Here is a 13,340-nt window from a genome sequence, read left to right as displayed (position 1 = left end):
TAACAATTTACAGTGTGCCTATAATTATAATTTAATTATAGCATATGCATATTCGCATAGTCCGAGCAAGACGCTCTTACCCCCCTTCTTTTTTTAAGTTTTCTTTTGAATAATTTTCGAAATTACATTGTGTACCTAAATTAATATTCTCCATTTGGAATTATTTTCCTGCCATTTTTTATATTTTTATTATTTATTTTTACCATATTGTGTATTTCTATACATATCAATTGTTATTTTGCAAAATCACTGTTATAATATTATTTGCTGGATTTGTAAAGATAACTATAATATTAGATTATCAAAACATTCAGCTTTAGGTTTATCCAGCTAATACTAATACTAGTTATTTATAACTATACATTGGTAACCCGTTATATAAATTTTTAATTTGGAGGTATATATTATGGATATGTGGTTAAAAGAAGGTCAAATATCAGATGCAGCTATGACTTATAAAATAAAGGAAACTCTTGTTACTAAAAAAACTGATTATCAGGATTTAGCTATAGTTGATACATATAGTTTTGGAAGAATGCTTTTACTTGATGGTATAGTTCAAACAACTATAAAAGATGAATATGTATATCACGAAATGATTGCTCACATTCCTCTATTTACCCATCCTAATCCAAAGAAGGTACTTGTAGTTGGTGGAGGCGATGGTGGTGCTATAAGAGAAGTTTTAAAACATCCTTCAGTAGAAAAAGCTGTTCTATGTGAAATAGATAAAGAAGTCGTTAATGAGTGTAAAAGATTTCTTCCTGAAATAAGTTGTGCATTAGAAAATCCTAAATGTGAAGTTTTCATAGGAGATGGAATTAAATATGTTCATGAACATAAAAATGAATTTGATGTAATAATAGTAGACTCTACTGATCCATTCGGCGCAGCCGAGGGATTATTCGGAGGAAGCTTTTACAAAGAAATATTTGACTGTTTAACTTCTGATGGCATATTTATAGCTCAAACTGAAACTCCTTTTTATTTACCTGAAGTAGTAAAACGTGTTTATAATGATGCGAAAGCTGTATTCCCTATAACTAAACTATTTATGGCAGGTATACCTACATATCCTAGTGGATTCTGGAGTTTCACTGTAGGTTCTAAAAAACATGATCCACAAATTGTTGATTTATCAAATACTATAAATATAGATACAAAATATTATACTAAAGAACTTCATAAAGCTTGCTTTGTGTTGCCAAAGTTTATTGAAGATTTAACAAAATAAATAGTTATTTATATATTTAACTTGCACACATACAAAATCTTAACTTAATATATAAAAATATTGCCACACAATATTTTTTCAGAGGACAGTGAAGGATGATTTTTCTCCGCTATACTGCGAAAAATCTTTAATTAAATTTTTAATGAGCTGTTTCGCCAAAGCGAAACATTTCTGATCTATATAAATTTAAAGATTCTTTTGCACTAGCAAAAAATCAACCTTCACTGTCCTCTGTCAATTGTCCTCTCAAAAAAAGTTCTGTCATATTATACTTAAATTGCAAAGTTCACATATCAAACAAATTAATTAATACCCCTTATCATAATATTGAAACATACTCTGTTTTTAATTCCTTTTAGTTATTCGAATTAAATTTCTCATTATTTTAAATAGTGCAAAAACTAAAAGTATAGAATAATGCTCAATCCATATTTGCATGTATATATTTATAATCATGCATTTCAATGATCTATAACTAATTACACTTTTACTTTATATCTATATATTGCAATAGATATGCATCTATGTTAAAATAGTTAGCAATACTCATTTAGTCCGAAAAATGAATTTTATATATTTTAAACATTCAATTGTATGTGATACTTAGAAATAAATATAATAAGGGGGCATTTATTTACTATGAATAAGAACAATTTTCCAGAAAAACAAGGATTATATGATGCTGCTATGGAAAAAGATAGTTGTGGTGTTGGATTTATAACACATATAAAAGGCATCAAATCACATTCTATACTTAAACAAGGTCTTCAGATACTAAAAAACCTGAAACATAGAGGTGCTGTTGGGGCTGACGCTAATACTGGAGATGGTTCTGGTATTACTATTCAAATACCTCATGAATTTTTTAAAGAAGAAGTTAAAATGCTGGGATTTAATCTTCCTGATTCGGAAGATTATGCTGTTGGAATGCTTTTCTTACCTAGAGACCCAAATGTAAGACTGTTTTGTGAAGGAATTTTTGAAAAAGTACTAATAGAAGAAAATCAAAAGCTGTTAGGTTGGAGAGAAGTACCCATTAATGAAAATGCATGTGGAGAATCTGCTAAAGCAACAAGACCAGTTATTGTACAGGTATTTATAGATAGAAATAATCAATCTGAAATTACATTTAAACAAAAACTTTTAATAGTAAGAAAACAAGTACAAAACTCAATTATCAATTCAAAAAAAACAAATTCAGAAAGTTTTTATATCTGTAGTTTATCAAATAAAACAATAGTATATAAAGGTTTAATTTTAGGATATAAATTAGAAGATTTTTATTTAGATTTACAAAATAGTAATGTAAAAACTGCAATTGCAATAGTACATGAAAGATACAGTACCAATACCTTTCCCTCCTGGCAGCTTGCTCAACCTTTTAGATATATAGCTCACAATGGTGAAATTAATACTATACGTGGAAATATTAATAAAATGAACGCGAGAGAAGGAGTTATATATTCTAAAAGCTTTGGAGAAAACTTCAAAAAGATTTTACCTGTAATTGAACCTGGTGGAAGCGATTCCTCTTCTATAGATAATGCATTTGAACTATTTATCGAAAATGGATATTCATTAGAATATTCTATGATGATGCTTATTCCAGAAGCATGGCAAAAAAATCTCTCAATGAATGAAGACAAAAAATCTTTTTATGAATATCATGCTAGGTTAATGGAACCCTGGGATGGTCCTGCAACTATTGCATTTACTGATGGTATAAAGATAGGCGTTATACTGGATAGAAACGGTTTAAGGCCAGCCCGTTATATAATAACAAATGACAATTTAGTTATTATGGCATCTGAAACTGGTGTAGTAAACATTGATGATAACAATATTAAAGAAAAAGGTCTTGTAGAACCTGGTAAAATGTTTTTAATTGATACTTCAAAAAAGCGAATCGTTTCTGATAATGAAATAAAAAAATCAGCATATAACTTCAAACCTTTTACCGAGTGGATTAAACGAAATAAACTAACCCTTAAAAATATAAAACAAAATTGTGAAATAAAATCAATACGAACAGAAACTCTATTATTAAAACAAAAAATATTTGGTTATACTGAAGAAGAATTAAAGAAAGTAATAGCTTTTATGGTTGATAATGCTAAAGAACCAATTGGATCTATGGGAATGGATATTCCACTTGCTGTTTTATCCAACAGTCCTCAGCTTTTATTTAATTATTTTAAACAAACCTTTGCCCAGGTTACAAATCCACCTATAGATCCTATAAGAGAATCTATGGTAATGTCTCTAACTCAATATATTGGAACACACGGAAAGATTATTGACGAAATTGAAACAGAAACTGATAGAAAATATATTGAAATTGAGCAACCTATACTTTCTAATGGTGAATTAGAGGATATTAGACACCTTGATACTGAGGAACTTAAAACAATTACACTTCCAATTATTTTCGAAACTGATCGTAAAAATGGATTAGAAGAAGCTCTAACTTCTCTATGCAAACGTGCTGAAGAGAGTATTTTAAAGGGTTATAATATTTTAATATTAAGCGATAGAAACATTAATTTATACTATGCTCCAATTCCAAGTTTATTAGCTCTAAGTGCTGTTAATTCTTATCTTATAGAAAAAAAATTAAGAACTTCAGCCGATTTAATAATTGAAACCGGAGATGCTAGAGATGTTATGCATATGGCTCTTCTAGTAGGTTATGGAGCAAAAGCTATTAATCCTTATATGGTATACTACACTATTTCTAACATGATCGAAGATAAAAAATACATTAAAAATATAAATAACCTGGAAGAAGGATTTAAAAATTATTGCAATGCAATTTCTTCAGGACTTTTAAAAATTATTTCAAGAATAGGTATTTCTACATTGCAAAGTTATAATGGTGCTCAAATATTTCAATGCATAGGATTAAGTGAAGATTTAATAAATAAATATTTTCCACATACACCTTCAAGAATTTCAGGCATTGAACTAGAAGATATTGCAAATGACGTTATACAAAGGCACTCATCTCCTTATGAAAATGATTCTAGTTTAGAACAAACTGACCATCACATTTTGAATCCTATAGTAGTAAAAAAACTTAGAACATTATCAGTAAACAAAGATTATAATCTTTACAAAGACTATTGTAAAAATGTTAATGAAAAACTAGACGATGCAATAACTATAAGAGGATTACTAAAATTTAAAAACAGAAAAAGTATACCTTTAGAAGAAGTAGAATCTATAGAAAACATTTTAAAGCATTTTACAATTTCAGGTATGTCTTTTGGTTCTTTAAGCAAAGAAGCTCACGAAACACTTGCTATTGCTATGAATAAAATTGGAGCCTCTAGTAACTCAGGGGAAGGCGGAGAAAATTCTGATAGATATAAATTAAGGCCTAATGGAGATGATGCTAAAAGTTCAGTTAAGCAGGTTGCTTCAGCAAGATTTGGGGTAACTACCAATTACCTTGTAAACTGTAGTGAACTTCAAATTAAAATGGCACAAGGTGCAAAACCTGGTGAAGGAGGTCATTTGCCTGGAAGTAAGGTAACAGAAGAAATTGCTAAGGTTCGTCATTCAATCCCTGGCATAGATTTAATATCTCCTCCACCTCATCATGATATATACTCCATAGAAGATTTAGCACAACTAATATTTGACTTAAAAAATGTAAATCCAAATGCACGAATTGGAGTAAAACTAGTGTCTGAAATTGGAATTGGAACCGTTGCTGCAGGAGTAGCTAAGGGCCATGCTGATGTAATTATGGTTAGTGGTCATGATGGTGGTACCGGTGCTTCTCCAATAAGTTCTATGAAATATGTAGGACTTCCATGGGAATTAGGCCTTGCAGAGGTCCAACAAACTTTATTATTAAATAACTTAAGAAGTAGAGTTACTGTTCAGGTAGACGGGAAATTAAAATCAGGACGTGATGTTGTTATTGCAGCTTTACTCGGAGCAGAAGAGTATGGTTTTGCTACTACTGCTCTTATATCACTAGGATGCATAATGTGCAAACAGTGTAACTTAAATAGATGCCCTGCTGGAATTGCAACCCAAGATCCTGAGCTTCGCAAAAAATTTAAAGGTACACCTAATCATTTAATTAACTACTTAACTTTTATTGCAGAAGAGGCAAGAGAATTAATGGCCGAACTAGGATTTAAGTCACTAAATGAAATGATTGGTAGAGTAGATGTTCTTGATATAAAAGGTCCTCTTGAAGGTAAACTTAAAAATTTAAACTTAACACAAATATTATATAAACCTGAACTACCATCTCGTATTATAGGCAAACATGCCATTGATCAAAATCATAGAATAGATGAAGTTTTAGATAAAAAATTAATTGAGCTATCAAGACCAGCCTTAGAAAATGGTATTAAAGCTGAACAAATATTTAAAGTAAAGAATACAGATAGAACTGTTGGTGCTATGTTAAGTGGAGAAATTGCTAGAAAATATGGCAACAAAGGTTTACCTGATGATACCATTATATTAAAATTTAATGGTTCTGCAGGACAAAGCTTTGGCGCTTTTGCCGTTAAAGGTGTTACCTTAATTCTTAATGGAGACGCTAATGATTATGTAGGCAAGAGCTTATCTGGTGGAACAATTATATTAACTCCTCAAGTAAATTGTTCTTTTGAACCTAACGAAAATGTTATTGCAGGCAATACCATACTTTATGGTGCAACCTCTGGTAAAACATTTATTCATGGAAAAGTAGGTCAAAGATTTTGTGTAAGAAATAGTGGTGCTGAAGCCGTAGTTGAAGGTATTGGTAATCATGGATGTGAGTATATGACTGGCGGAACAGTAGTAATACTAGGCCATACAGGCAGCAATTTTGGAGCTGGAATGAGCGGTGGAATAGCTTATGTTCTAGATGAAACAGGTGATTTTATAAGCAATTATAATGGAAAAACTACAGAGGCAAAACCACTTAATAACCCTAGAGACATAAATAAGCTGAAAAGCCTTTTAAGTGAACATTATAATTTTACTAATAGTAAAAAAGCCAAAGATATTCTAGATGACTTTGAATTTTATTTAAATAAGTTTTTAAAGATAGCTTCACCAATTTATGAAGAACAATTAAATTTAAAAGAATTTACTCAGGAAAGTAATAATTAACAACTTAGCAAGAGGCTATCGCATTAAGAAATTTATGTACAATATATTGCTTTAAAAATCATAGCAAAGCCAATATATTGTAATGTTTATTCCTGATGCGGCAGCCCCTTTAATTTCAATTTAATTACATCTATTGTTATATTGCTTTATGAACTTTATCTTAATGAAAATATGATTTTCTCATTCTTAGACATCTAGAATGTATTATTTAATGCAGAACTTTACTATTTCCTACATAAGCTTCATTCCATGAATCATGAAATACATACTCTCCAGCACTTTTTGCAGCATAATGACCTTTTTCTTGCTTTATTTCTCCTACAGGTGTAATTCCAACAACTTTATATTTTTCAGGTATGCTTAATGCACGTTTTACCACATCTTCATCTAAAGCTGCTATCCAGCAAGTTCCATAACCTTCCTCAGTAGCTGCAAGAATGAAATGCTCCATAGCAATAGCTCCATCTACAAGATAATACTGCTTTCCATCTACTTCTCCCGACTTATCAGGATCAGCTACTACCACTACTACCATTGGTGCCTCTTTAATAGACTTTCCAGCTTCGTCAGTTTGATTATTTACAGCACTAGCTATGATATCCTTTTTAGCATTATCTTCAACAATAATAAATTTATAATCTGAAGCATTCTTCCATGAAGGAGACATCATTGCTGCATTAATCATTCTGTCCACCTTATCTCTGTCTATTATAGTATTTTTAAATTCTTTTATACTGGTTCTATTTTTTATAACATCATAAAATTGCATAAATTCCACACTCCTTTAAATGTAGTTTGCGTAAATAATATATACATTATTCATGAACCATTTACTATCATTTAATGGATTTTCTATTCTCTCATTTGTGGTAATTACTCATTTTTATATTTAAGAACTTTCAATAAAAATTTAGGTATTGAAACCAATCTTTTAATTCTAAAAGGTTCTTTAATAACTCTATATAACCACTCTAATCCTAAACTTATCATCCAGGCAGGTGCCCTTTTTACCTTACCTGAAAACACATCAAAACTTCCTCCAACTCCCATGAAAATTTTACAGGGAAGCTGGTCCATATTTTTTATTATGAATGAATCCTGTCTTGGTGATCCCATAGCTATAAATAGTGCGTATGGCTTTTTAGCTTTAATATCATCTATTAAATCACTACAATTATTTAAATCAAAATATCCATTACGACTACCACTTATATTTAATTTAGTGTACTTACTTTGAAGTTTTTCCACACATGCATCCAATATTTCTTGTTTAGCACCAATTAAATATATACTTTTACTTTCCCTTTGGCATTTTTTTACTATTTCCTCCATAAGCTCTATACCTGCAATTTTTTCTTTTACAGGATTTTTTACAACTTTAGAAGCTACTACAGTTCCAACACCATCTGGAATTATTATAGAATTATCCCCAGTAAAATTATTGAACAATAGAGGATTATTAAGTCCATTATATAAAACCTCTGGATTTCCTGATATTATATTTACCTTATTAAATTTTTCTATATAATTCATAAGCTCCTTTAAAGTTCCATTAAAAACATTATATTGTAATATTCTAGTAAACATACTATTCCTCCAAATCATATACCTTCATAACCTAAATCCACAGAAACTCAAGGAAAATTTAACATAAAATTATTCCTTGAGTTTCTATAAATTATAAAACAGAATATTTCAGTTGCAATGCCTTAAAAAGCTCCTTCTTTTTTAAATACTGAAAATACAGTTCCAAATAATATCTTTATATCCGTATATACTGAAAATCGTTTTATATAAGTTAAATCATAAAAAATTGTTTTTCCTAATTCAATTTCTCCTCTTCCACTTATTTGTGCTAAACCAGTTATACCTTGTGGTACTAGCAATCTTTGTCTGTATTCTTCTGGATAAAGCTTAACTACATCTGGTATTTCTGGTCTAGGTCCAACTAAACTCATATTACCTATAAATACATTAAACAATTGTGGAATTTCATCTAAGCTTGTTTTTCTTAAGAAAGCCCCTGACTTCGTAATTCTATTATCAGTTTTACTTTGAAAAACAAAATTCTCCAAATTACCTGGATCTATGTTTAATTCTCTTTTTTTCTCTGCATTTACAACCATAGTTCTAAACTTATATATGGTAAAATCTTTTCCGTCTTTTCCTACTCTAACTTGCTTAAAAATGGCTGGTCCCTTTGAATCCACTTTAATCCATATAGCCAGTATTATAAATACTGGTGATAATATAAGTATTCCTACAGCCGATAATATTATATCACTCAATCTCTTCAGAAGAAAATGTAATTTCTTTGATTTTATATCTTTTTCTAAATCTATCTTTATACTTTCAATCTGCATGATAACCTCCTACAATTATTCATCTACAAGTATATAATATATCAGATATAACATGCATTTACAATATAATTATAACAACTTTTTCAGAGGACATTTGACAGAGGACAGAGAAAAATTCTCCTTCATTGTCCTCTGTCCTCTATAAAAATATTGTGTCACAATATTTTTTATATCATCTTGCTAAATCAGTTTTAACTTTCTCAGATATTGAGGACGTTCCCCCGATTACTATTTCATTAATATACTTATTTGAATCTATAAATCTCTTTTGATCATTATTATTATCACCTAAAAGAAGCAATGGTGAATTAAGTTTTGCTGAAAGAACACTTGCTGAAAGTGCATCTGGGAAATTTTCTCCAGAAGCTAAAGTAATATTCTCTCCATTAATGTCAAAATATTTTGCTATATTAATAGACGTAGTATATCTATCCTGTCCCCATATTCTAATAATATCATCTTCGGACAATCCACATACTCTTTTCACTTTATCCTTTACGTTATCTGATACTATTGTATTTCCTCCTATTATATAAACCTTGGAAGGTCTTACCTTTTTTAGAGTTTCCTGTGCTTCTGAAGGCAATTCGTATACATCAGACAATATAACTGGATATCCTTTTAACGCTGCTACTGAAGATGCACTTAACCCATCTGCAAATTCATTTCCTGATGTAATTATTATAGGTGTACCTACTGGTGCATTTATAGCATCATTAATTGCTTTTGTAGCTCCAAATTTTTCTCCATCACTTAGCATTTTTATATTATTATATCCTAAACTTTTTAAACTTATAATAATACTTTCATTGGCACCCATTTCATTACCGAGTATGTATATATTACCACTCTTATCTAAATGATTTTGTATATACTTAATTGCAGCATCATTTTCTAAATTGGTTTTTCCAGACAAAAGTATCGGTGCATTTAATTTTTTAGCTAATACACTACCACTTAATGCATTTGTAAAATCGTATCCTGAGGTTATAACAACATCAGTTAATTTTCCACTATTAAATTCTTCAGCTATACTAGCTGCTGTAGTAAATCTATCTGTTCCACTTAATCTCTTACTTGTATATTGTTTGACACTGATAGGCTGCCATCTTTCTATAGCTTCATTTGCTTCATCAGGTTCACTTATAAATTTTCCTGAATCTTCTTGACCAGAAGCCTTCCACTGCTCGTAGCTTACAGCCTCATTATACTGGTTAAGTTGATAATACTTACTAACTACTTTTCCATCTGCTTTATAGTAAGTATTATAATTAAATGAATTATCAAATGATTGTTCATCTGCAAATTCTAAATTATAGTTACAGTATGGTGTTAAAAATAAATTTTCTTTAAACCAATTTTTATTAGAATTCTCTAGTAAATATATATCGCATCCTTTATTTCCATAAAACAAATTATTACTTATAGAATTGTTTACAGCATTTGATCCGATTGCTAGTCCAAATGCATGATTATTATACAATTTATTATTATTAATTATACAATTACTTCCCCCATTAGGATTACCATACATTTGTATAGCGGCACCTGCATTATCATGTATGTTATTTCCTTCAAATGTCCAATGAGTTGAACCATATCCTATATAAATCCCATGATCTTTTGGTTTATCAACCTTTAGTCCTACATTATATATCTCACAATTTTTAACTGTGCAATAACTAGAATCCTGACCATCTATACCAGATGTTCCATAAGGTCTATAAACAGGATAATCTATATTTCCTATATTTAAATCATTCATATCAATATAACTGGATTTATCTGTTATATAGATACCTGCTCCTGTAAACTCAGTGATTTTAATACCTTGTATTTTCCAATAAGAACTCTCTCTAAAGGTAAAAGCATCAGGCGCATTCATACCATTTATGTTAAGTTTATAATCCCCTGTTACAGTAACTGATTCTCCTGGATAACTTTTAATTGTACACCATGAATCATTTGATGCTTTTTTTTGATAAATTTGAACCGCTTCATGATACATACCTTCTCTTATTATAAGTGTATCTCCTGGCTTCATTTGATTAATTCCTCTTTGAATAGTATAAAAAGGATTTTCCTTTGTTCCATCATTAATATCATTGCCTTTTGTTGAAATATAATAAGTATTGTTAGATGCTGCTGCATAAACTATTTCTTGCTTATTTACTGTAGCAAATATTAAGCCTAATAAAGTAAAACATAATATTATTAGTTTTTTATACGCAGCTACACCTTTAGATTTTGAATTTAGCATTCGACAAAGCGCCCCCCAAATGAATATAAATTTAACTGTTTATTTAAAAAAAACTTATTATTACCTTCTTATATTTAAGGTAATTTACGACTTTCATTTATTAACATTGCTCCAATAAAACTTATTAAAAAAGCTTTAATTCCGAATTGTACTGTATTTACAGGTATTGATCTATTTGTGCAATATTGAATATAGTAATAAAGTATAAATGCATGTGATAAATACACACCATAAGAACTTTTCGAAACATACTGTATTGATTTCATTAATAGATTTTCTTTCCAATTAATACTGAATATAAAAAATACAAAAACTGTGCTATATATTAATACACTAGGTCTTAAAAATGTAGCAACATAATCTATATCTGAAACAAATTTAGTAGTTACCATTGCTTCATAAATTAACCCAAAAGTCACTGCAATAAACATAGGAACTATCACAATTCTATATTTAAGAGCTTTTTCTTTAATATAATCCACGTTTTTCCCTATAAAAGCACCAAGAGAAAAATAAAAAATCCAATTCAACATGTTTTTTCTTTCAAAAAAACGTACTAATATACCTGGTATGGTAAAATAATGTGTTGCTACCAAAATACTTGTGGTTATTATAAATGTTATAAGTAAACTCCATTTAGAACCTATAAACTTATATACAAAAGGAAAAAACAAATAAAATTCTACAATTATAGGCACAAAATAAAGATGATAATATACATTTCCAAAAATAACATCATTACCTGACTTATATATATTAAAAGCCTTAGTTACAAATATAATGTATATAACACACCATACTAAATATCTAGGTATAGTTTTATAAAGCCTATGTGAAAGAAACTTAAAATATCCTTTTTCTTTTTTATATGTATTAATAAGTCCCATACCAGATAAAATTATAAAGGCTGGTACAGAAAATCTACTAAGTTGATTGATAACTAAAAACCCCTTGTACGTATTAGAATTTACATTTGTTCTATATAAAATTGTTGCAGAAACATGAATAAGTATTACACTAATAGTAGCCAAAGTTCTTATGACATCCATTTCTAAAATACGTCTTTTACTACTAATTTTCTGTCACCCCCTTCTACACATACATTATCTAAAATAGACTTTCACTGCTACTTTCCCTTATTACTATTGCTTGGGAAATAGCTAGAAGTATCCAAAAATAAGCAGTTGTCTTAGGTACAAAAAATAAATTGTCGGATATATTCATAAAATAAAATCCTACCATTGAAGCAAAAACTCCTGTACAAAAATATCTATAAAATTTATCTTTAGCACTTGAAGCTACTTGTTTTACTTTTAAAAGAGAAAATATTAACATACAAACAAATGATATTATACCTAAAATACCTAATTCACTAGTAACCTTCAAATATGAATTATGTGTAGGTCTTTGGGTAAACCATGGATATTTCAATTCTGGATATTTCTTTACATATGTATCGTATAAACTAACATAGTTACCATTACCCACTCCTAATATAGGATGTTCTTTTATCATCTTTAAAGCAGTTTTCCATAAATAAATTCTAGATACATTTTGCGATGAATTAGCAATATCTAAAATTCTATGGCTAATTCTAGGTATAAATAATGAAATAACTGCTGCAGGACCTATTATGAATATCAATTTCCAACTAAATACTATAGCTAATATAATCGCCCCTATTGCTACTCCAATAAGTGCATTACGTGAATCTGTTAATACTATATTAATTATTACAAGTACTAATATTAATAAATAAACAGACTTTTTAACTTTATTTTTTTCATATATTGAAACCATTATTATTGGAAATAAAGCCAATACCAAAAATGCTGCTAGGTTAGTTGGATTATCCAATGTTGCTGCTATTTTTTTATCTGTATAGTCATACTTCATAAATTCTGGACTTAATCCAAATCCAGTAAAATATTGGTATATTCCAAAAATACAAATAAAGCAAACAGAAAATACATATGAATTTATTATACCGTGAATATACCTTTTATAATTACACTCATATTTAATTATAAAAAACAAAATTATATATGAAAGAAATCTAGCACTTTCACTTACTGCTATTTTCTTATCAAAAGAATAGCTTACAGATATAATCATTACTAAGAATAATATACTCATAGATATACTTAAGTAATCATGGAAAAAGCTTTTAATATCTGAAATCATTTTTCGCCTACTTTGTGAAGATAAAACTAACCTTATTATATATAGAAACATTATTAAAGCTAATATTCCATCGCCATATGTAGTCTTTCCTTGTTTCCACGGAAGTATAAATATATAAATGCATATAAATGCATACAAAACATTTTCTAAAATCTTCATTATTACACACTCTCTT

The 13,340-nt window shown here is 29.1% G+C and carries 8 protein-coding genes; 2 read left to right on the top strand and 6 right to left on the bottom strand.

What is annotated here, in order from left to right:
- The first annotated feature begins 406 nt into the window (after positions 1–406).
- Positions 407–1,234 carry a polyamine aminopropyltransferase gene (gene speE / locus HBE96_RS00170; protein ID WP_169295755.1) on the top strand — a complete coding sequence of 276 codons (828 nt, stop codon included), beginning with the start codon at positions 407–409 and terminating at the stop codon, positions 1,232–1,234.
- A gap of 639 nt (positions 1,235–1,873) precedes the next feature.
- Positions 1,874–6,358 carry a glutamate synthase large subunit gene (gene gltB, locus HBE96_RS00165; protein ID WP_169295754.1) on the top strand — a complete coding sequence of 1,495 codons (4,485 nt, stop codon included), beginning with the start codon at positions 1,874–1,876 and terminating at the stop codon, positions 6,356–6,358.
- Between the two features lie 208 nt (positions 6,359–6,566).
- Here the strand turns inward: gltB and HBE96_RS00160 are convergent, their stop codons facing one another.
- The 6 genes from HBE96_RS00160 to HBE96_RS00135 all read right to left on the bottom strand — a co-directional run bounded on the left by HBE96_RS00160 (position 6,567) and on the right by HBE96_RS00135 (position 13,324).
- On the bottom strand, positions 6,567–7,127 hold the full coding sequence (locus HBE96_RS00160; protein WP_169295753.1) for a nitroreductase family protein: 561 nt from the start codon (positions 7,125–7,127) through the stop codon (positions 6,567–6,569).
- Between the two features lie 104 nt (positions 7,128–7,231).
- Positions 7,232–7,945 carry a WecB/TagA/CpsF family glycosyltransferase gene (locus HBE96_RS00155; protein ID WP_169295752.1) on the bottom strand — a complete coding sequence of 238 codons (714 nt, stop codon included), beginning with the start codon at positions 7,943–7,945 and terminating at the stop codon, positions 7,232–7,234.
- A 122-nt stretch (positions 7,946–8,067) separates the two neighbouring features.
- Positions 8,068–8,721, bottom strand: coding sequence for a sugar transferase (locus HBE96_RS00150; RefSeq protein WP_169295751.1), 654 nt, complete (start codon positions 8,719–8,721; stop codon positions 8,068–8,070).
- Positions 8,722–8,893: 172 nt separating this feature from the next.
- Positions 8,894–10,981, bottom strand: a complete 2,088-nt coding sequence (locus HBE96_RS00145; protein WP_206154775.1) for a cell wall-binding repeat-containing protein — start codon at positions 10,979–10,981, stop codon at positions 8,894–8,896.
- Positions 10,982–11,055: 74 nt separating this feature from the next.
- Positions 11,056–12,030 (bottom strand): acyltransferase, encoded by a 975-nt coding sequence (locus HBE96_RS00140; protein ID WP_169295750.1) that lies wholly within the window; start codon positions 12,028–12,030, stop codon positions 11,056–11,058.
- Between the two features lie 58 nt (positions 12,031–12,088).
- Positions 12,089–13,324 (bottom strand): O-antigen ligase family protein, encoded by a 1,236-nt coding sequence (locus HBE96_RS00135; protein WP_169295749.1) that lies wholly within the window; start codon positions 13,322–13,324, stop codon positions 12,089–12,091.
- Positions 13,325–13,340: the final 16 nt, after the last annotated feature.

Source organism: Clostridium muellerianum (assembly GCF_012926525.1).
Lineage (GTDB): Bacteria > Bacillota > Clostridia > Clostridiales > Clostridiaceae > Clostridium_AM > Clostridium_AM muellerianum.
This window is presented reverse-complemented; position numbering and strand designations above follow the sequence as displayed.